We start from the raw sequence: 20,850 nt of genomic DNA, 5'->3' as shown, positions 1-20,850 counted from the left end.
ACAGACCGGCATCGATGAGGAACTCTCGCCAAAAGCGTCTACCTCCGTGACAACGCGGAACTCGGTAGGCCCTGAAGGAGGCAGCCATGCGCCGCACAACTGTGCAGAAGCCCCTGAAGAGGACAGACAGCCGCCGGATCCGCGAGGAGGCCGACGAGCGCCCCGCCGGCCGCCCCGAGGTGCGCAAGGACATCGCACGCACCTGGTGGCCGGACGGCTGACATGCGCCCCCACGCCCTTCAGTCCAGCCGCTTGCGGTAGTGGATACGGTCGTAGGGCCCGTCCGCACGCCGCTCGACGACTTCGTACCCGTACTTCGGGTAGATCTTCTGGTTCTCCCACATCGACGCGTTCATGTAGAGCCTGACCTCGGGCAGGCCGAGCGCACGCGCGCGTGCGTCCACGAACTCCAGCAGCCGCCGTCCCACCCCCGCCGTGCGCGTCGGGGTGGACGGCGATGCTGTCGAGGAACAGGTGGCCGTCGTGGGCCTCGATGACGACGAGCCCGGTCACCGGCTCTCCGACGACGAACACCCGGCCCGCTGCCACGTTCGCCATGTGGTCCGCCTCCATGGGCTGCGGCACCACCCCGATCCGCGCGATGTAGTGGTGGTACGCCATGTCGGTCACGGCCTTCACGGCCGGTACGTCGGCGGGCCGGGCGGGCCGGATCTCGTCGTTCGTCATGGCGTGAACGCTAGCTACCTCAGCGCAGTCCGAACACTCCCTTAAGGCGACCATAAGGATCTCCGTCGCCCGCTCCCAGCAGGCGATTTCACGGTTTCTTGGGGCTAGCTTTCTGATCGCCCCCACGGGATCCAGCAGGCGGGACCGAGCCCGCCCCGAGGACCGTTCCGAGGAGTCTCCGCATGCTCGCAACACGCCGTCAGATCGCCGTCGCCGTCGCGCTCGGCGTGGGTGCGGTCACGCTCGCCGCCGCGCCGGCGTCCGCGCACGGCACGATGGGCGACCCGGTCAGCCGGGTCGCCCAGTGTTACGCGGAGAACCCGGAGAGCCCGACGTCGGACGCGTGCAAGGCGGCGGTCGCGGCCGGCGGCACGCAGGCCCTCTACGACTGGAACGGCATCCGCATCGGCGACGCGAACGGCCGGCACCAGGCGCTGATCCCGGACGGGAAGCTGTGCAGCGCGGGCAACGACGAGTTCAAGGGTCTCGACCTGGCCCGCGCCGACTGGCCGGCGACCAACGTGAGCAGCGGGTCGTACACCTTCAGGTACCGGGTGACCGCGCCGCACAAGGGCACCTTCAAGGTGTACCTCACCAAGGCCGGTTACGACCCGGCCAAGCCGCCGGCCTGGGCGGACCTGGACCTCGACCACCCGGTGGCGACGGCCACCGACCCGGTTGCCGCCGGCGGCTTCTACACGTTCTCCGGCACCCTCCCCGAGCGCACCGGCCGCCAGCTGCTGTACGCGATCTGGCAGCGCTCGGACAGCCCGGAGGCCTTCTACTCCTGCTCGGACGTCGACTTCGGGGGCGGTGACAAAGCCCACACAGGTACGGCCACGAACGCCTCCCCGGCCCCGACCGCCTCCACCCCCACCGACGAGCAGATCGCGGCCGGTGCCGGCAGGTCGACGATCGGGCACGGCGGTCACGGCGACGACGACGCGAGCACCTCGGCGGCACCGGCCACGGAGGCCAACGCGCCCGAGCCCGCCGGAAGTACGGAGACGACACTCGCCGCGACCGGCGGCGACGGCTCCGCGCCGTACCTCGCGATCGGCGGGGCGGCCGCTCTGGCGCTGGGCTCCAGCGCGCTCCTCCTGTCGGTTCGGCGGGGGGCGCCGCGGCGCTGATCCCTCATGGCTCCGGGGCCTGACCGGCGGCTCAGGCCGGACAGGCCCCGGCGGCGTTCAGTTGGGCGAAGGCTCAGCTGAACGCCGACGCACAGGTGGTGGCGGTGGCGTGGGCCGGGTCGAGCGCGTTGGCCACCTCGTGGAACGCGATCCGGTCGAAGAGCCCGATCGCCACGTGCTCGGAGAGGTCGAGCGAGCAGAGGTCCTGGAGCAGGACGTTGTGGACGTCGGAGCCGCTCAGGTACTGGCTCTGCCAGGGCGTGGCCACCTCGTCGTACTTGGTGGCGATGACCGTGTAGTGCACCCCGGGGACGGTGTCGCCGCCCGCGTTGAGCTTGGCGAGGAAGTCGGAGCCCGGGATCTGGTCGGCGAGGCCTGGGGTGGTGGCCTTGATCAGGTCCGAGGCGCCGGGGAAGTACGGCAGCAGGTTGGTGAGGCCGCTGAGGGTGGCGCCGTGGTTGTCGGGGGCGAGGCCGACGAGGGCGTTCACCTTGGCGGAGCCGCCGAGGAACTTCAGGTAGTAGCGGGGCATCATGCCGCCCTGGGAGTGGCCGACGAGGTCGGCCTTGGCGGCGCCGGTCGCGGCGAGCACTTTGTCTACGAAGGCGGAGAGTTGCTCTGCCGACTTGTCGATGGGGCCGAGTCCGTAGAAGACGGGGACGCCGGACAGCTGGCCGTAGTCGAGGGAGAAGACGCAGTAGCCGCGGTCCTCCAAATACGGGGCGAGGGAGAGCCAGTTGTCGACGGAGTTGCCGAGGGTGCCGTGGACCAGGATCACCGGGCGGGGGTGGGCGGCGGAGGGGCGGCAGGAGTAGTCGTTCCAGCCGGTGGTGGGGGCGCTGGAGGCGTGGGCGGTGGCGGCGGGAACGGTGGCGACGGCGGCGGCGAGGAGCAGCGCGGTGAGGGGTCTGAGCACTCGTTTCCAGGGCAGCATCGGGTGATCTCCTTGCGGCTCAAGGGAGGTACGACGGCCTTACGCCCTGTGATCCGGATCACGAAGGATGCTGTTCACCCATCAAGTTACGGGCGAGTAGTGAAAGCGTGAAGTTACGCGTCGGTAAAACTTCCGAGTAACCGGTCGCGCGCAACTCACCTGACGGGGTGTCACCAGATGGGCCTGAGGGGACCATAGGGGGCGATACGGGCCAAAGAGTGCCGCAACACGCGCACCCCCTCCTCCCCCAGCACATCACCCCAGCCCCGCACGACCTCCGCGGCCGCCTCCTCCGCGGCCCGCGTGCACGCCCACCCCCGCCCGGTGAGCACGATCAGCCGCGCCCGCGCGTCCCCGGGGTGCGGCCGGCGCTCGGCATACCCCTTGCGCACGATTTCATCGACGAGCTGGCTCGCCGCCTGCTTGGTCACCCCGAGATGCGCGGCGAGTTCGGTGACGGTGGCCCCGTCCGGGGCGAGCCGCGAGAAGGCGAAGCCGTGGGCGGGCCTCATCCCGTCGAAGCCGCGGGCGACGACCCCGTCGTTGATGCGCTGGGTCAGCTCACCGGCTGCGGCGAGCAGGGCTGCGGACAGGGCCATGGCCTCGGAGTTCTGCACGGAGGCATTGAAACACCCTTGACGGATCGGTCAAGCCACTTGACCATATAGTCAAGCTACTTGACCACTTCGCCAGGAGGTACCCATGCCCGTCGTCCGCTCCGCCGAGGCCACCACCCACGAGATCCACGGCGCCCGCTTCGTCTCCTACGCCACTCCCCGCACCGGCAGCAAGGAACTCTGCGCCTGGCGAGGGGAGATACCGGCCGGGACCAGGGCGCCCGCCCACACCGTCAACCGGGAGGAGATCTTCCACCTGCTCGTCGGCGAGCTCCTGATCACCGTCGACGGCCGCACCGAGCGCGTCCGGGCCGGCGACACCGTCATCGTCAACCCCGGCGCCACCCTCACCGTCGAGAACCCGACCGACCACACCGCGCTCTCCTGGGTCACCACGTCCGTCGGCCTGGAGGCCGAGCTGGCCGACGGCAGCAGGATCGTGCCGCCGTGGGCCAACTGACGTACCGGGGCCGACGGCCCCACCCGTGGGCCCGTCCTGCCGGACCGGTGCGCAGTTCATGGCGGCGACACCCGCGGCACGAACCCCGCCGGAACGGCCGCCAGGCGGCCGGCACACCCCCTGAGAGCCACGATCCCCCCGAGCGCCGCGCTCACGCGTGGGCCCCGTCCACCCATCTCGAATCGCCGAATCCCTGCAGCGCGAGACACGCCGCGGAGGCGATTCCCTCCAACTGCATCGCCCGGTCAGGGAACTGACCGGGCGATGCCTGTTTCGGGCGTCACCCGCCCTCGAAGAATCGTTTGCATGTTCGATTAAGAGTCGCTGACCGGGGTTGATGGGGTTAGAGTAATCGAACGAGAGTACGATGAACATATAGGGCGTACGTGCTGAAAAGGGGTGGAGTGATGGAGGTGCGGCATGACGGGCTTCGCCCATCTGCACGTCGCGTCCGGTTACTCCGCCCGCTACGGCGCCTCCCACCCCGAGCAGCTCGTCCAGCGGGCGGCCGAGCGCGGCATGACGACCCTCGCACTCACCGACCGGGACACGGTCACCGGGACTGTTCGATTCGCGCAGGCCTGCCTGAAGGGCGGGGTCAAGCCGGTCTTCGGTATCGACCTCGCGGTGGCGGCCCTGGCACCCCCGCCGCCGGTCCGGCGGCGCCGCACCCCGGCGCGCGGCGGCGCGCACGTGATCGAGCCGCCGTTGCGGTTCGTGCTGCTCGCCCAGGACCGGGAGGGCTGGGCCCGGCTGTGCCGGATCACGTCGGCCGCCCACGTCGGCGCCGTGTCCGGCACACCCCCGGTGGTGCCATGGGAGGCGCTGCGCGAGCACGGCGGCCCCGGCCTGACCGTGCTGCTCGGGCCGCTCTCGGAGCCGGTACGGGCGCTGTCGGTGGGCCGGGAGGACGTCGCGGTGAAGCTGCTCACACCCTGGCAGGAGATCTTCGGAAGGGATGTTCGATTGGAAGCCGTCGCGCAGAAACGTTCCGGCACCGGCCCGGGATCCCTGCGCCTGGCCGCCCGCACCCTCGCCCTGGCCGACCGCACCGGCACCACCGCCGTGCTCTCCAACGCCGTCCGCTACGCCGACCCCGACCAGCACCGCCTCGCCGACGTCCTGGACGCCGCCCGGCTGCTGCGGCCGATCGACCGGCGCCGGCTGGACAGCGGGCAGCGTTGGCTCAGGGACGAAAGGGGGATGGCGGCCGTCGCCCGCATGATCACTGACTGCGCCGGAACAGACCCCCACCGGGCCCACCGGCTGATGGCCGACACCGCGGACACCGCGGCCGCCTGCACCGTGGATCCGGCGGCCGACCTCGGCCTCGGCACCCCGCACCTCCCCGAACCGGCACTCTTCGGCGCCGAGCCCGGGGCCGACGGCGCGGCCCGGCTGCTCCGCCTGCGCAGTGAGGCCGGCCTGGTCCGGCGCGGCCTCGACCGCGACCGGGAGGCGCTCGCCCGGCTGGACGAGGAACTCGCCGTCATCTCCCACTGGAACTACGACGCGTACTTCCTCGCCGTCGCGCAGGTCGTCGCCGACATCCGGGCCAAGGGCATCCGGGTCGCGGCCCGCGGCTCCGGCGCCGGCTCCCTGGTCTGCCACGCCCTGGACATCGCCACCGCCAACCCGCTCGACCACAGCCTGCTGTTCGAACGCTTCCTCAGCGTGCGCAGGGCCTCGCTGCCCGACATCGACATCGACGTGGAGTCCGCCCGCCGCCTGGAGTGCTACGACACGATCTTCGAACGCTTCGGGAAGGAGCGGGTGGCCGTCACCGCCATGCCCGAGACCTACCGCGCCCGCCGCGCCCTGCGCGACACCGGCCTCGCCCTCGGCATCCCGCCCGCCGACGTGGACCGGATCGCCAAGAGCTTCCCGCACCTGCGCGCCTGCGACATCACCGGTGCCCTCGCCGAACTGCCCGAGCTACGGCAGCTGGCGGGCGAGGCACACCGGTACGGCCCGCTGTGGGAGCTCGCCGAGGGCCTCGACTCCCTGGTCCACGGCATGGCCATGCACCCCTGCGGCGTGGTCATCAGCGACGCCACCCTCCTGGACCGGCTGCCGGTGCAGCCCACCCCGCAGGGCGACTACCCCATGGCCATGGCCGCGAAGGAGGAGATCGAGGCGCTGGGCAACATCAAACTCGACGTCCTGGGCGTCCGGATGCAGTCCGCGATGGCCCACGCCGTCACCGAAATCGAACGGACCACCGGCAACCACATCGATCTCGACAACCCCCGGCAGGTGCCGCTCGACGACGTCTTCGCCTTCAAGCTCATCCAGGCCAGCCAGACCCTGGGCCTGTTCCAGCTGGAGTCGCCCGGCCAGCAGGACCTCCTGTCCCGGCTCCAGCCGCGCGACGTCCAGGACGTCATCGCCGACATCAGCCTCTTCCGTCCCGGCCCGGTCGCCGGTGGCATGCCCGAGCGGTACATCGCCGCCCGCCACGGCGGCGCACCCGCCTACGCCCACCCGGACCTGGAGCCGGTGCTCGCCGACACCTACGGCGTGACCATCTGGCACGAGCAGATCATCGAGACGCTGCGGGTGCTGACCGGCTGCGACCGGGCCTTCGGGGAGATCACCCGGCGGGCGCTCGGCGACAAGGAACAACTGCCCAGGATCAGGAACTGGTTCCACGAGCGGGCCGGTGCGCGCGGCTACAGCGCGGCCGTACGGGACGAGGTGTGGAAGACCGTCGAGGCCTTCGGCGCGTACGGCTTCTGCCGCGCCCACGCGGTCGCCTTCGCCGTACCCGCCCTGCAGAGCGCCTGGCTCAAGGCGCACTACCCGGCGTTCCTGCTGGCCGGCCTGCTCGAACACGACCCCGGGATGTGGCCCAAGCGGGTCCTGGTCGCCGACGCCCGCCGGGGCGGGGTTCCCGTTCTGCCCGTCGACGTCAACAACTCCCGCGTGCGGCACACCGTGGAGAAGACCGACGGCGACCAGTGGGGCGTACGCCTCGCTCTCTCCGCGGTGCACGGCATCAGCGAGGCGGAGTGTGCGCGGATCGAGGAAGGGCAACCGTACGGATCGCTGTCGGACTTCTGGCAGCGGGCACACCCCAGCAGACCGATCGCCGAACACCTCGCCGAGATCGGTGCGCTGAGCTCTCTGCACGACGGCCGGCTCACCCGGCGTGATCTGCTGCTCCAGATCGCCGAGTTGCACCGGCAGTCCCGCACCCGGTCCGCGGGTGCGGGACAACTGCCCATCGAAGCGGGCGCCATCGGCGGGACGGAGCCGAGCGGCCTGCCGGAGATGACCGGCCGCGAGGCCCTGAGCGCCGAGCTGAGCACCCTCGGCATCGACGTCTCCCGGCACCTGATGGAACACCACCACCGGTTGCTGCGCGAGATCGGCGCGACCGACGCGGCGCACCTGGCCGGACTGCGGGCGGGTCAGCAGGTCCTCGTGGCCGGGGTCCGGGCCTCGACCCAGACGCCGCCGATCGCGAGCGGCAAGCGGATCATCTTCGTCACGCTGGAGGACGGGTCGGGCCTGGTCGACCTGGCCTTCTTCGAGGACTCCCATCCGGCGTGCGCGTACACGGTCTTCCACAGCGGGCTGCTCTTGGTCCGGGGCACGGTCCAGGTGCGCGGTACCCGTCGTACCGTCGTCGGCTCCATGGCCTGGGACCTGGACGAGATCGCCGCGGCCCGCCGGGACAACGGCCCCGAGGCCGCCCTCGCTCTGCTCGGCCGAAGCCGCGCGCACCCGACGCCCGCCCAGCCGCAGCGCACCCTGGTCGACGGCACCGCGGGCGCACGGCTGCATCCGTACGCCGACCTCCAGCCCGCCGGCACCCGCTCGGCCGACCTGAAGAAGTTCGGCCACCGAAGCCCCGGGAGCGCGGGATGAGCGGGATGAGTACACGGCAGCGGCACATCGCCCACCTGCACCTGCACGCGGCACTGACCGAGGCTCAGTACGCCGACATAATCGAACTGATGTCTGATGTCACGCCTCATGTGCAGGCCATCCCGCCCAACGCCGTCCAACTGGATCTGACGTCGGCGCTTCGGTACTTCGACCTGTCCCCCTACGACGTGGTCCAGCTGGCGAAGCTCAAACTGAAGGCCCTCTACGGTGTCGACAGCAGCGCCGGGCTCGCGGGCAACCGCATGCTGGCGGCGATGGCCGCCGACGCCGCCGCGCCCGGCGCGACCACCTGGGTCCCCGCCGAGCGGGTCGCCGAATGGCTGTACCCCCGCCCGGTCACCGCGCTGCCGGGGATCGGACGTGCCATGGCAGACACACTTCGCCGATACGGTCTGCACACCATCGGCCAGATCGCCGACCTGCCCTCGGCGACCCTGCAACGGCTCCTCGGCGCAGGCCAGGCCCGGCTATTGACCGAACGCGCCCGCGGCCACGACCCCCGTCCGGTCGTCCCCACGGAACCCGCGGCGCACCAGATCGCCGACCTCGTCCTGGAACGGGACTGCCTCGATCCTGCCCAACACCACCGCGCGGTACTGGGACTTGCCGACCAGGTCGGTCAACGGCTGCGCGGCGAAGGTCAGATCGCGAGCCGGCTCACCCTCACGGTGCGGTACGCCGACCGCAGCTCGACCACCCGCACGCGCACACTGCCGGAACCCAGCAACCACTCACCCTCCCTCGCCGCGACCGCACTGGGTCTGCTGACCGGTCTCGGCCTGCAGCGAGCGAGGGTGCGCGCCTTCGTGATCCGCGCGGACGACCTGCTGCCGGCCGACCGGGCCTACCGCCAGCTTTCCCTGGACCCCGGCGACGCCCGCGCCCGCGCCCGCGCCGCCGAAGCCGCCGCGGACCGTGCCCGACGACGCTTCGGACCGGAAGCCGTACGTCCGGCCACCATGGCGAACTGACCGCCTGCGCCGACAGACCGCCGTAGTGTCCCAGGCCAGGAGGCGGCGCCTCTCCCCATGCCTCGGGGTGATGTGGACTGACGAGGCACGGGTGACGTTCTTCGTGACAACTTCGGCGCCGCCGTGCGCCACTGCGCATTCGAGGAGGAGAGACCGATCAACGCTGTGACAGGTCGAGGCTCCCTCCTCTGCGTGGTCCAGGGAGCGCCCGCACAGGGCACTTCCGAAAGCCTTGAAACGCCGATGCGGTTCACTTCCCAGGCGTCGTCGGACGGCGTCACCGAACAGTTCTTCACCCTCGACGAGATCACCGGCGTGCTGTGGACGCCGGAGGGAACCTGCGGTACTCGCCCCCTGATTCTGCTGGGCCACGGCGGCGGGCAGCACTGGACGCCCCCCACACCGTGTCCCGCGCACGCCACTACGCCGCCGGGGGTTCCGCGATCGTCGCGATCGACGCGCCCCACCGCGGCGACCGGCCCAAGGACGTTAAGTTCGGCCGAATCGCCGCCGAGATGCGGGCAGGCACGGCCGCCGGCGCCGACCCGGGCGAGCTGGTCGCCGCGATGCACAGCTGCCTCGCCTCTCAGGCCGTTGCCGACTGACACCAGGTCACCCTGCGAGCCAGCGACGACGTGCACGACGAAGGGCCTGCCCTCTCGAAGGGGGCAGGCCCTCGCCGGGATACGGCGCAGGTCGCCGAACCGGATACCGGAACCGTCAGCCGATCTGCGCCCCCGTCGCCGACAACGCCTCCGTCACCGGCTGGAAGAACGTCTCCCCGCCGGAGGTGCAGTCGCCGCTGCCGCCGGAGGTCAGGCCGATCGCGTTGCTGCCGGAGAAGAGCGAGCCGCCGCTGTCGCCGGGCTCGGCGCACACGTCGGTCTGGATGAGTCCGCCGACCGTGCCCTCGGAGTAGTTCACGGTGGCGTTGAGGCCGGTGACCGTGCCGTCGTGGACCTGGGTGGTGGAGCCGCTGCGGGTCACCTTCATGCCGACGGTGGCCTCGGCCGCGCCGGTGATCTGCCGGGCGGAGCCGTTGTAGAGGTCGACCTCGCTCGGGTGGTCCACGTCCGAGGTGTACTTGACCAGGCCGAAGTCGTTGCCGGGGAAGCTGGACCGGGCGTTCTGGCCGATCACGTTCCCGGAGGAGTCCGACCAGGTGGAGATGGCCTGGGTGCAGTGCCCGGCGGTCAGGAAGTACGGCTCGCCGTCCTTGACCACGTTGAAGCCGAGCGAGCAGCGGCCGCCCGACCCGCTGATGGCGTCGCCGCCGGCGATGAAGGGTTTGTACTCCCCCTTCGAGTGCCGGAGTTCGGCCTTGCCGCCGAGTGCGTCGACGACCTTGGTGAGTTTGGCCAGTTCGGCCCCGGTGACCGTTCTGTCGGCGGTGACGACGACCTTGTTGCCGACCGGGTCGGTCGCCCACGAGGTGCCGGGGATGGTCGCGTCCTGCTTCAGGGTGGTGCGTGCGCCGTCGAGTTCGGCGAGGGAGTTGGCGACGAGTCTCGCCTTCGCCCCGGCCGCCTCGACGGCCTTGGCCGCGGTGTCGTCGAGCACGTTGACGACGAGGTTCTTCGACCGGGCGTCGTAGTAGGTGCCCGCCGTGTCGGTGCCGAGGTCGGCGGTGAGCGTCGAGGCGAGCTTTCCGGCCGCCGGGGCGGACAGGATCTGGGGCAGGGCGGTCCTGGCGGGCTCGCTCGCGTTCGCACTCTGGAAGGTCACTCCGGCGGCGGCGAGCGCTGCGACACCCGCGCCGGCGAGCGCCGCCCGGCGCCTGGGTATGCGTCGGTGCTTCAACTCATGTCCTCCTGTGGGGGGTCGGCCCGTAAGGTTGTGGGGACCTCAGGAGCCGGAAGGCTGGTTGACGGCCGCCCACTATTCCGACCCCCACAGGGAGCACACAAGGTCGACTGCAGGTCTCGTGTGCGCGGATGTTGTGCGCCCCCCGTGTGCGGACCGTTCACAGTCGCCCCCGGGTCGCTCCGGGATCGCCCGGGGTCGCCCGGCGTCGCCCGCGGAGGATTCGCACTGCAAACAACACGTGTGAGCAACGCACGGCGGACAGTGACGTCCGCGCCCAGCAGTCCCTCCGCTACCCCTGGCCGGAATCCGCCCCCGTCGACCCGACGGAACCGTCGGCCCCTCCCCCCGGGGGCAGTTGCTGCTGGGCCCGCTCCAGGAACCTCAGCAGCTCCACCGGGAACGGCAGCACCAGCGTCGAGTTCTTCTCGGCGGCGACCGCCACCACCGTCTGCAGCAAGCGCAGTTGGAGCGCGGCGGGCTGCTCCGACATCTCCTTCGCCGCCTCCGCGAGCTTCTTGGATGCCTGCAGTTCGGCGTCGGCGTTGATGACGCGGGCCCGGCGCTCCCGGTCCGCCTCGGCCTGCCGGGCCATGGACCGCTTCATGGTCTCGGGCAGCGAGACGTCCTTGATCTCGACGCGGTCGATGGTGACGCCCCACTCCACGGCCGGGCTGTCGATCATCAGCTCCAGGCCCTGGTTGAGCTTCTCGCGATTCGACAGCAGGTCGTCCAGTTCGCTCTTGCCGATGATGGACCTGAGCGAGGTCTGCGCCATCTGCGAGACCGCGAACCGGTAGTCCTCGACCCGGACCACCGCCTCGGCGGGCGCGGTCACCTTGAAGTAGACGACCGCGTCGACGCGCACGGTCACGTTGTCGCGGGTGATGCCCTCCTGCGCGGGCACCGGCATCGTGACGATCTGCATGTTGACCTTCTGGAGCCGGTCCACGAACGGGACGATCATGGTGAACCCGGGCTCGCGCACCTCCGGTCGCAGCCGTCCGAGGCGGAACACCACGCCTCGCTCGTACTGCCTGACGACCCGTGCCGCGGCCAGCGCGTAGACCGCTCCGACGGACACGAGAGCGGCTCCGGCCGCCACCAACGCCTCGACCATGCCGGCCCCCAGAGGGTGACTGACTTCAACGGTCCTTCGACGGTAACTCCGGGGTCGTACAAGGGCGAGCCCCCGTACGCCGGTTGCGTACGGGGGCTCGCCGGAAGCCGGCCGGAAGCCGATCCGAGGGGTCGTCAGCCGACGCTCACGCCGTAGTAGCTCAGCGCCTCGGTGACCGGCTGGAAGAAGGTCGTACCGCCGGAGGTGCAGTCGCCGCTGCCGCCGGAGGTCAGACCGTAGGCGACGGAACCGCCGTAGAGCGGGCCGCCGCTGTCGCCGCCCTCGGCGCAGACCGTGGTCTGGATCATGCCGTAGACGATGTCACCACTGCCGTAGTTGACGGTGGCGTTGAGCGCGGTGACCCGGCCGCTGTGCGTGCCGGTGGTCGAACCGCGACGGTACACCGTCGTCCCGACGCTGGGCGTGGCCGCGCTGGAGATGGTCTGGCTGCCGACCGCGCTCGGGTGCGCGATCGAGGTGTTGGTGTACTTCACCAGCGCGAAGTCGTTCGTCGGGAAGCTGTAGCCGACGTTCGTGCCCAGGACCGTGGTGTGACCGGAGTTGCTGTACCAGGTCGAGGCCACCTCGCCGCAGTGCCCGGCGGTCAGGAAGTAGTACGTGCTGCCGCTGTGCACGTTGAAGCCGAGCGAGCAGCGGTAGGCGCCGCCGTAGATGGCGTCGCCGCCGGTGATCAGCTTCTTGAAGGTGCCGGGGGTGTGCTTGATGGTGAGCGCGCCGGAGTTGACGCCCGCCTGCCGCTTGATCTTGGCGATCTCGGCCTGGGAGACCGTGGAGTCGACGGTGACGACGACACGGTTGGTCTTGCTGTCCACGGCCCAGGCGGTGCCGGGGACGTCCGCCTTCAGGACGGAGCTGTTCACGGCCTTCAGCTCGGTGGTGCTGAAGGTGTGGGTGTCACTCGCGCTCGCGGTGGGGACGGCGAGCGCCGCCGCGGCCAGGAAGCCGGTGCCCACGGCGATCAGCCGGGTCCGTCTCGTGATACCGCTGCGGGGGGTCGTGCGCTTGATCCTCACTTTTCGTTCCCTCCCAGGGGAAGTCGGGGGCCCGCGTGGGGTCGGGGCCCGTGAGGCGCAGCCAGTGGGCGGCGCCCGGATTTCGGACACGCAATGCCCCTGACAAGCGCTGAGGGGGAGTATTCGGGCGAACGACCGGTACCCGCAAGGGTGCCTTTCGGCCGTGCGACCGTGTTCGAACCATGCCGACTTTGTGTGATCCTGTCGTGGTCCGGGCGAGTTGACGCCCTGTCGAATGTCCGTCGAATGCCTCAGGCGAGCTTCCGCTCGCCCGCCTCGACCGCGAGGTCCAGCGTGTTGCCCGGCGGCGGGAACGGGCAGATGAAGTGGTCCGCGAAGGCGCACTGCGGCAGCTGCGCCCGGTTGAAGTCGACGGTGGTGGAGCCGTCGGCGGCCGGTGCGGCCGAATAGAGGAACCTGAACCGGAAGCTGCCGGCCCCGCTGGTGGTGTCGGCGAACACCGCCCACAGCCGGCCGTCGGCCTGCTCGGCGACCTGCAGCGTCAGGTCTTGGCCGGCCACGGCGAAGCCGAGCTCCCCGGCGAGCACGAGCGCGCGCTCCACTCCGTCCGCGGTGCCGACGCGGACCGTGCGCGGGTCGTCGTCGTACGGCGTGAAGCGCCCCGGCACCGACCAGCGCGGGTCGTACGGGGTGGCGTCGATGCCCCGGAAGGCGTGGCGGGTCCCGGCGGCCGGGTCGTACTCCCGTATGCCCCAGACGCCCTCGCGGACCAGGACGACCAGCCGGCGTGCGCCGAGCGTGACCCGGGCCGACGGTTCGGGGTCGGCGGCGAGCCGGACCTCGCCGGCGAAGGGCTCGCCGTCCAGGGCGAGGCCGTCGGCCGCCGTCGCGGTGAGCACGACGCCGTCCCCGTCGGCCGCCCAGCTGCCGGGGACGGCCGGGAGCCTGCCGTCCGGGTGGTCCTCGATCCAGTGGCTGCCGACCAGGGCGAGCGGCCCGTACGGCGCCGACACCGTCTCCTCGCGGTGTTCGTGCCAGCGCTTCCAGTCCCCGGCCGCGTCCGCGTTCATACGATCAGCCCTTCCGTGGCCCTCGTGGTCACTCATGTCGTGTCTCTCCTATGCGCAAGGTATTTCACGGAGCCGCGAGTTGCCCGGCGGGCCGGGCGAGGCCCAGGTGCTCGCGCAGGGTGCTGCCCGGGTAGAAGGTACGGAACAGACCGCGGTGCTGGAGGAGCGCCACGGTGCCGTTGACCAGCCGCTCCAGGTCGCGGCGCGGTTCGGCGGGGACCAGGTGGAAGCCGTCGGTGGCGCCCTCACCGTGCCAGCCGGCGACCAGCTCCGCCAGATCCACCGGGCCGCCCCGGTACAGCGGCCCCTGCACGGTCTGCCGGGGCCCGCCGCCACCGTGCCCCGGCTCGGCGGCGCGCTCCCCGTCGCCCAGATCCACCACGAGACTCACCAGCACCCGCAAGGCCTCCGGCTCCCGCCCGAACTCCGCCGCCTGCTGCCGCAGTTCCTCCCGTACGGCAGCGGCCTGCGCGGCGCTCGCGGCCCGCACCAGGGCGACGTCCGCGTACCGGGCGGCGGCCTGCCGGGCGGCGGGCTCGGTGGCGTCGGCCACCCGGACCGGCTGCTCCGGTGCGGGTCCGGGAGCCTCGCTCCACCGGCCGGCCCGGCCCCGGCTGACCCGGTCGAGGTGGGCGACGGCGGACTCGGGACCGGTCGTCACCGGCACCAGCCCGATCCGCCGGGTGGCAGGGGCGACCTGGGCCAGCACGGTGAGCGCGTCGGTCTCCGGCCACCCGAACCGGTCGTCGAGCGTCACGAAGTCCAGTCCCCCGCTCTCGGCCAGCCGCACCAGCTCGACATAGCGCTCCGCGTCGAACACGCCGACCTGATCCACGGCGGCGGCCAGATGCAGCAGCCCCCGGCCGTACGAGCCGGTCATCACCACGAACCTCCCTGTAAGACAGCCTGTGAGACAGCCGGGCGCCGACCGTGACGCCCGCTCATGACACGACTCCCGCCAGGTCGGCCAGGAAGGCGAGGGCGGCGCGGGCCGTGGCGTCGTTCTGCCGGAACGCGGGCCCTCCGGTGCGCGGACGGGTGAAAGCGCCGGGCGTACGGCCGTTCGTGAACGGCCCGAGCGCGAACCGCCGCGGATGCGGCCGCCCGCCCCCGTCGAGGATCCGCCCGTCGGCGGGGTCCACCCTGAGCAGCCCGTCGGCCGTCTCGGCGGCCTCGTCGGCGGGCAGCCCGCGCAGCAAGGTGTCCCGGGCCCGCCCCACGGTGGGTTCGGGCAGCCGCGCCTCGACCAGGGCCCGCGCCTCGACGGAGAACCCGGGCACGGTGTCGGCGGACGCCCGGAACACCCCGTCCTCGGCCGTCACCGTCATCCCGGCGCCGACGAACCGCAGCACCCCGGCCCGGGACAGCGCGAGCATCTGCCGCAGCCGGGGACCGGGCGGCCCGGAGGCGAGGTAGCTGAAGAACCCGTGCCACCAGGACCCGATGTCGCCGAGCCGCACCAATTGCCCGTAAACGGAGAGCAGTCCGAGGAACACCGCCAGGTCGGCGCTGTACTCGGGATCGTGCCGGCGGCCCAGGTCCGCCTCGATGTAGCCGCGCAGCCCCTCCTGGAGCTCCTCGTGCGAGCCGTACCGCACCCCGTCCAGCGGGTGGTCGAGCGCCGCGAGATCGAGCCGGTCGGCCGGGTCGGGTACGGCGGCCGCCACCAGCGCCCGCACTTCCGCCTCGCCCTCGGCGGCGGCGTACTTCTCCTCGAAGTCCCGCCAGGCGACGGCCGTCCGCTCGGGATGGACGGTGAACAGCCGGTGGTAGTGGGCGAAGCCCAGCTCCTTCGCCACCAGCGGCCACACGTCCCGCCGGAAGTCGAAGCCCCCGGGCCGGGCGAGCAGTCCGTCGATCTCGCCGGGGCCGAGGAAACGGGGCAGCGGCGGGCGTTCGCCGGTCCAGTCGTACCCGATCTTCGAGTGGTACGGCACGCCGCGCCGCGACCCGACGTACAGCACCGGCTCCTGCCCGGACGGCACGTAGGTGTCGCCGTCGTGGCGGCCGCCCCGCCCCTCCGTGAGCAGCACCATCAGGTCGACGAAGGCGAGCCCGAAGCCCCGCACGAGCACCGGTTCGCCGGGCCGCAGCCCGGACAGGTCGCTGTCGGCGGTGAAGTCGGGCGGCAGGTGGACCAGGCCGTGCTCGTCGGCGTACGCGGCCAACGCGGCCTGTTCCGGGTCGAGTTCGGCATCCAGGTGGCCGAGGGCGAGGACGACGAGGTCGGCGAGGAGCGGGCGCGGCCGGCCCTCCAGCCAGACCTGCTGGCGTCCTTCGCGCGGTCCGCTGACCCGCAGGGCCCGGCGCGGGTGGTGGTGGACGGTGATGCCGTCCGGGAGGTCGGCGACGGCGCGGTCGTGGACGTGGCGCAGATAGCGGCCCTGGATCTGCCGGTCGGCGAAGGTGCGGCCGTCCAGGCCCGCCCACTCGTGCAGGGTGGGTCCCTCCCGCACCGGCCCGGCCATCCGCACCGACTCGTCCGTGAACATGGTGACGTCCTCGGCGTGCGAGTTCATCCACAGCAGCGGCGACTGTGCGGCCCGCCAGATGCGCCCGGCGCCCGGCGGATGCGGGTCGACCAGGTGGATGTCGAGACCCGAACCGGCGTACAGCTCGGGCGCGTTGGCGGCGATGCGCTCCAGGAGTCCGGTCCCCCGCGGCCCGGCTCCCACGATCACCAGCTGGGGCCTCATCGGACGGCCTCGGGCCCGGGTATGCCGGGGACGGAAGCGGGGACGGTTCTGGCAAGGGTTTCGGAAGACATGCGAAGGCTCCGTGGCGGATCAATCGAACACGTTGGACGCGCACACGGGGGTGCGGGTGCCTTCACACGGAACGCCGGTGTACGGCGCTCTTACGGCCGAGCCCCTCAGCAGGGCCGTCCGTCGACTCTACGGTGCCGTTTCCCCTCGTTGTCAAGGGTGTCCAGAGTGTGAGCGGCGCGTCTCAGGTCAGTTGACGGAAAACCGGAGACCTGTTCCACTTGGCCCATGCATCCGCAGCAGTGGCTGGTCAAGCGCTCCCACATCGACTTCGGTCGAGTGTGGTCCTGTTCCTGTTGAGCTGACCCCCTGCGCGCCCCGCGACCCGCGGGGACTCTTCGCGTTCTCCCTCCGCCTTCACACGCACCCCCTCCCTCGCACTCTGCACGCAGAAACAGACGCCGGATTCACGCGCCCCAAAGGGGCGCGGGGAACTGCGCGATCAGCCACGGCGAATCCCGCGGCCGCCACACACCCCCGCGCCCCACCCCCTACCGCGACATCACCGCCACCCTCCTCTTCGCGGGCCCGACCCGCTGCCCGATCACCCGGTCCATCAACGCCCCCAGCACATCCCGCACCGCCCCCCGCTCCCGCGCATCGCACTCCAGCACCGGCACATCGGCCCCCAGGCCCAGCGCCTCCCGCACCTCCTCCAGCTCGAACCGCTCGGCTCCGTCGAAGCGGTTCACGGCGAGGACGAAGGGCGCCCCATGGGCCTCGAAGTAGTCGACGGCGGGAAAGCAGTCCTCGATCCGGCGGGTGTCCGCGAGGACCACCGTGCCCAGCGCCCCCTCCACCAGGTCGTCCCACAGGAACGAGAACCGGTCCTGGCCGGGCGTCCCGAACAGGTACAGCGCGACGGCCGGATCCAGCGTGATCCGGCCGAAGTCGAGCGCCACGGTCGTCGTGGTCTTGGACTCGACCCCGGCGAGCGAGTCGACGCCGACCGACACCTGGGTGATCGCCGCCTCGGTGTCCAGCGGCTCGATCTCCGAGATCGCCCCGATGAACGTCGTCTTGCCGACCCCCAGCCCCCCACTCACCACGATCTTCACGGCGAGCGGCACGACCTTCTCAGAGCGCCCGGACATGGTCCCTGATCCTTTCCAGCATCTGGAGCGGCAGCTCCGCGGGTTGCCGGCAGGCGAGCTGCCCGGCGACGACGAGATCGGAGATCAGCACCTTGGCGACTCCGAGGGGTACGCCGACCCGGTGCGCCACCTCGGCGACCGTGGTCGGCTGCGCGCACACCGCCACGATGTGCCGGCGTTCGAACGTGAGCGACTCGTCCGGCGCGCCCACGGCCACGACCAGCGTCTCCAGCCGCAGATCGGTCTGGAGCGGCTCGGCCCGCCCGCCGGTGATGATGAACGGCCGTACGAAGGACGTCTCCTCGACGGGTTCGGCAGGCTCCCGCTCGCTCATCGTGGCAACGCCTGCCGCAGATCGGCGATGAGCGTCGGGGTCAGCAGGTCACCGGCCCGTTCCGCGAGCACCGCCATCTCGTAGCCGACGAGGCCCAGCTCGCCGCTGGAGTCGGCGAGGACGCCGAGACAGCTGCCGTCCCGGATCGCGGAGACCAGCAGGAAGCCGCGTCCCATCTCGATCATGATGAGCTTGACCCCGTCGAAGCTGTACCGCTTGGACGCGCTGCGCGCGAGCGACGAGAGTCCCGACACGATCGCCGCCAGATGGTCGGCCTCGGTGCGCCCGAGCCCGTCCGAGACGGCGATCAGCAGCCCGTCGGAGGAGACGGCGACCGCGTCCCGTACCCCGTCCGTGGACCTGACGAAGTTCGCGAGCAGCCAGTTGAAGGTCCGCGAGTCGTTGGGGGTGCCGACGGTGGTCACTCGCCGTCCTCCTCGGTACGCGCCTCGGACGCCTGGGCCTGCGCCTGCCCCTGTTCTTTTTCTTTCTCCTTCTGCTTCTCCTTCTCCTTCTGCTTCTCCTTCTCCTTCTGCTTCTCCTTCTCGACGCTGATCCCGCCCCGCATGTGCGCGCTGCGCAGGGTGGCGAGCATTCCGGAGACCTCCTCGGGGCTGCGGTCGGGGGTGCGCTCGGCGGGCGCGGGGCGGCTGGGCCGGTCCGTCTCGCTGACGGCCTCCGAGATCGCGCTGCGCTGGGGCCGCTTCACGAGCCCGTTGCGGGTCCGGGCGGCCGAGGCGCCCTTCTTCTGCGGCTGTTCGGGCCCGGCCTCGGCGGCGACGGAGACGAGCTGCGTCTCGTCGGGCTCCTTGCGCGGGGCCGGTACGACGGCGGCCGCCTGCTGCTTCGGGGCTGCCGCGACCTCGGTGAGCAGGCTGTCCGGGACGAGCACCCGGGCCACCACTCCGGCGGCCGGCGCCTCCCCCAGCCGTACCTCGATCCCGCACTTGCGGGCGAGCGCGCCGACCACGAAGTGGCCGAGGAACCGGGTGGGTTCGGCCATGAAGCTGGCGGTGCCGGAGAGCCGTACGTTGGCCTCGGCGATCGCCTGGGCGTCCATGCCGAGGCCGTGGTCGACGATGGCGACCAGGTAGCCGGCGCTGGTGCGGCGGCCCTCGATCTCGACGTCCGAGTCCGGCGGGGAGAAGCTGAGCGCGTTCTCGATCAGCTCGGCGAGGAGGTGGGCGATCTCGGCGACGACCGCGCCGGTGAGATGGGCCGGCTCGACCCGGCGCAGGGTGACCCGGCGGTACTCCTCGACCTCCGCGAGGGAGGCGCGCAGGACGTCCGTGACGGACAGCGGGGTGGACCAGGGGCGGGGGCTGGACTCCCCGGCGAGGACGAGCAGGCTCTCTGCGTTGCGGCGCATCCGGGTGGCGAGGTGGTCCAGTTCGAAGAGGTTGGCGAGGGTGGCGGGGTCGGCGTCCTCGTGCTCCAGCCGGTTGATGAAGCTGATCTGGCGGCGTACCAGGTTCTGGTTGCGGCGGCCCAGGCTGACCAGCGAGTCGGTGGCGTTGCGGCGCAGCACGGCCTGCTCGGTGGCCAGGTCGTAGGCGGCCCGCTGCACCCGGTCGAAGGCCTCGGCGACCTCCTTGACCTCGGCGCCGGCCCGGCCGGAGACGGCGAGCGGGGCGGGCGGCTCGGGGTGCTCGCCGTAGGAGCCGTCCTGGACGGCGGCGACGGCCTTCGGCAGCCTCTCCCCGGCGACCTCGCGAGCCTGCTGGGCGAGTTCGGCGAGCGGCGCGGAGACGGACCGTACGCAGTCGAGGGCGAGCGCGCCGAGCGCGGCGACGGTGCCGAGGGCGAGCAGCAGGAAGAGCAGCAGGTCGCGCTGGGCGGTGCCCTCCAGGGCCGAGGCCCGGTTCTCGACGTCGGTGCCGAGCGAGACCTGGACGTCCCGCAGCCCGTTGATGGTGGCGGTCATCGCGTCCCACCACTGCATGGGCGGGATGTCGTTCCACTTCAGCTTCCCGCCGCCCTTGACGGCGGTGTCCTCGTACGCCAGCGCGCGCTCGGCGTCCGGGGTGGTCATGGCCGCGTCCAGGCGGCGCTGCTGGGCGTCGGTGGCCGAGCGCGGGAAGGCGTCGAGGGCGGCGAGGCGGCCGGCCCGGATCTCCATGAACCGGCTGTAGTCGTCACCCTGGAACTGCCCGGCGCGCACCGAGCCGAGCACGATGGCGCGCTCCTCGCCGGTGAACTCCTTGGCGTTGCCGAGGATCTGCAGCGCCTGGTAGGCGTCGCGCAGGGTGGCGTCGTGGACGTCGCCGATGCCGAGGTCGAGCCGGTCGAGGACGGTGATGGTGGTGGTGAAGTAGTCGAAGGTGTCCTTCACCACGCCGGTGTGGTCGTCCGCGTGCTTGCGGATGCCGGCGAGGCCGTCGAGCCGTCCCAGGGACTCGCGCACCGCGCCGGCGGCGTTGTCGCCACGGCCGCGGAGCGCCTGGTCGAGCCGGTCCCGGGCGGTGTCGGTGGCCCTGCGCTGCGCGGGCAGCTTGGCCGCGAACTCCTTGATGCCGCCGACGTATCCGGTGGTGAGGCCGCGTTCCTTCTGGAGTTCGTGGATGAGGCCCTGCAGCGTGATCTCCAGCCGGGCGTTGTCCGCGGTCGCTGAGGCGTTGCGGTAGGCGGAGATCTGCTCGGCCGCCGCGACGCCGAGCAGCGTCAGCAGGACGGCGAGGGCCAGGACCAGGATCCTCAGGAGCCTGGTGCGAATGGTGGCTGCTTGCACGGAAGTGCCTTAATCATGAGGCGAGTTGATGGATGTGCAGAACCTGGGCAGAAATGGTTCTGCGTTCCGGCCAACGAACCTCTCCGGGCAGCGGTCACCCGATCATGTTTTTGTTTTACGTCACGGAAACAGGATCAAGGTGAATCCCGAGGCGAGCGTCCCGGCGCCGCGCACCCGTATACGGTGACGGGCGCTCACCCCGGTTGACGCCGCCCGTCGCCGCACCCGGGCCGGCCGAGGACCCC

The 20,850-nt window shown here is 71.6% G+C and carries 18 protein-coding genes and 1 pseudogene; 6 read left to right on the top strand and 13 right to left on the bottom strand.

The window, feature by feature from the left end; translation table 11 throughout:
- Nucleotides 1–86 precede the first annotated feature (86 nt).
- A complete protein-coding gene (locus ACZ4UV_RS42745; RefSeq protein ID WP_089102986.1) occupies nt 87–221 on the top strand; it encodes a hypothetical protein in 135 nt (44 codons plus the stop codon).
- Between the two features lie 18 nt (nt 222–239).
- On the opposite strand, the pseudogene ACZ4UV_RS42740 reads toward ACZ4UV_RS42745, so the two are convergent.
- Nucleotides 240–687 (bottom strand): annotated as a pseudogene (locus ACZ4UV_RS42740) (GNAT family N-acetyltransferase).
- A gap of 182 nt (nt 688–869) precedes the next feature.
- Between ACZ4UV_RS42740 and ACZ4UV_RS42735 the strand changes: the two are divergent.
- Nucleotides 870–1,820, top strand: coding sequence for a lytic polysaccharide monooxygenase auxiliary activity family 9 protein (locus ACZ4UV_RS42735; RefSeq protein WP_451016506.1), 951 nt, complete (start codon nt 870–872; stop codon nt 1,818–1,820).
- A 73-nt stretch (nt 1,821–1,893) separates the two neighbouring features.
- Here ACZ4UV_RS42735 and ACZ4UV_RS42730 read toward each other — a convergent pair whose 3' ends face one another.
- Nucleotides 1,894–2,754, bottom strand: coding sequence for an esterase/lipase family protein (locus ACZ4UV_RS42730; protein WP_467845642.1), 861 nt, complete (start codon nt 2,752–2,754; stop codon nt 1,894–1,896).
- 170 nt (nt 2,755–2,924) lie between these two features.
- Entirely contained in the window at nt 2,925–3,371 is a 447-nt protein-coding gene (locus ACZ4UV_RS42725) for a MarR family winged helix-turn-helix transcriptional regulator (protein WP_451016508.1), read from the bottom strand.
- 85 nt (nt 3,372–3,456) lie between these two features.
- Between ACZ4UV_RS42725 and ACZ4UV_RS42720 the strand changes: the two genes are divergently transcribed.
- From ACZ4UV_RS42720 to ACZ4UV_RS42705, 4 genes are all read left to right on the top strand, one after another.
- Nucleotides 3,457–3,831: a cupin domain-containing protein gene (locus ACZ4UV_RS42720; RefSeq protein ID WP_390046031.1), complete on the top strand. Its 375-nt coding sequence runs from the start codon at nt 3,457–3,459 to the stop codon at nt 3,829–3,831.
- 420 nt (nt 3,832–4,251) lie between these two features.
- Nucleotides 4,252–7,704: a DNA polymerase III subunit alpha gene (locus ACZ4UV_RS42715; protein ID WP_467845637.1), complete on the top strand. Its 3,453-nt coding sequence runs from the start codon at nt 4,252–4,254 to the stop codon at nt 7,702–7,704.
- 5 nt (nt 7,705–7,709) lie between these two features.
- Nucleotides 7,710–8,696 carry a DNA polymerase Y family protein gene (locus tag ACZ4UV_RS42710; protein ID WP_467845634.1) on the top strand — a complete coding sequence of 329 codons (987 nt, stop codon included), beginning with the start codon at nt 7,710–7,712 and terminating at the stop codon, nt 8,694–8,696.
- A gap of 404 nt (nt 8,697–9,100) precedes the next feature.
- The gene (locus ACZ4UV_RS42705; RefSeq protein ID WP_451016511.1) at nt 9,101–9,301 is read left to right on the top strand and encodes a hypothetical protein; all 201 of its coding nucleotides are present in this window, start codon (nt 9,101–9,103) and stop codon (nt 9,299–9,301) included.
- A 115-nt stretch (nt 9,302–9,416) separates the two neighbouring features.
- Here ACZ4UV_RS42705 and ACZ4UV_RS42700 read toward each other — a convergent pair whose 3' ends face one another.
- From ACZ4UV_RS42700 to ACZ4UV_RS42655, 10 genes are all read right to left on the bottom strand, one after another.
- Nucleotides 9,417–10,496, bottom strand: coding sequence for a S1 family peptidase (locus ACZ4UV_RS42700; RefSeq protein ID WP_467845631.1), 1,080 nt, complete (start codon nt 10,494–10,496; stop codon nt 9,417–9,419).
- 295 nt (nt 10,497–10,791) lie between these two features.
- The gene (locus ACZ4UV_RS42695) at nt 10,792–11,619 is read right to left on the bottom strand and encodes a slipin family protein (RefSeq protein WP_390046021.1); all 828 of its coding nucleotides are present in this window, start codon (nt 11,617–11,619) and stop codon (nt 10,792–10,794) included.
- A 134-nt stretch (nt 11,620–11,753) separates the two neighbouring features.
- Nucleotides 11,754–12,653 carry a S1 family peptidase gene (locus ACZ4UV_RS42690; RefSeq protein WP_451016513.1) on the bottom strand — a complete coding sequence of 300 codons (900 nt, stop codon included), beginning with the start codon at nt 12,651–12,653 and terminating at the stop codon, nt 11,754–11,756.
- 251 nt (nt 12,654–12,904) lie between these two features.
- Complete coding sequence (locus ACZ4UV_RS42685; RefSeq protein ID WP_390046019.1) at nt 12,905–13,720, bottom strand: DUF1684 domain-containing protein; 816 nt, start codon at nt 13,718–13,720, stop codon at nt 12,905–12,907.
- A 28-nt stretch (nt 13,721–13,748) separates the two neighbouring features.
- Nucleotides 13,749–14,564, bottom strand: a complete 816-nt coding sequence (locus tag ACZ4UV_RS42680; RefSeq protein WP_390046018.1) for an LLM class flavin-dependent oxidoreductase — start codon at nt 14,562–14,564, stop codon at nt 13,749–13,751.
- Nucleotides 14,565–14,625: 61 nt separating this feature from the next.
- On the bottom strand, nt 14,626–16,380 hold the full coding sequence (locus ACZ4UV_RS42675; protein ID WP_467845612.1) for an FAD/NAD(P)-binding protein: 1,755 nt from the start codon (nt 16,378–16,380) through the stop codon (nt 14,626–14,628).
- 560 nt (nt 16,381–16,940) lie between these two features.
- A complete protein-coding gene (locus ACZ4UV_RS42670) occupies nt 16,941–17,543 on the bottom strand; it encodes a GTP-binding protein (protein ID WP_390046016.1) in 603 nt (200 codons plus the stop codon).
- The gene (locus ACZ4UV_RS42665) at nt 17,527–17,877 is read right to left on the bottom strand and encodes a DUF742 domain-containing protein (RefSeq protein ID WP_351488343.1); all 351 of its coding nucleotides are present in this window, start codon (nt 17,875–17,877) and stop codon (nt 17,527–17,529) included. The genes ACZ4UV_RS42670 and ACZ4UV_RS42665 overlap by 17 nt, the downstream gene beginning before the upstream one ends.
- Nucleotides 17,874–18,302: a roadblock/LC7 domain-containing protein gene (locus ACZ4UV_RS42660; RefSeq protein WP_390046012.1), complete on the bottom strand. Its 429-nt coding sequence runs from the start codon at nt 18,300–18,302 to the stop codon at nt 17,874–17,876. The genes ACZ4UV_RS42665 and ACZ4UV_RS42660 overlap by 4 nt, the downstream gene beginning before the upstream one ends.
- Nucleotides 18,299–20,605, bottom strand: a complete 2,307-nt coding sequence (locus tag ACZ4UV_RS42655) for a sensor histidine kinase (protein WP_467845605.1) — start codon at nt 20,603–20,605, stop codon at nt 18,299–18,301. The genes ACZ4UV_RS42660 and ACZ4UV_RS42655 overlap by 4 nt, the downstream gene beginning before the upstream one ends.
- Nucleotides 20,606–20,850: the final 245 nt, after the last annotated feature.

This window comes from Streptomyces sp. NPDC028289, assembly GCF_055565975.1.
This window is presented reverse-complemented; position numbering and strand designations above follow the sequence as displayed.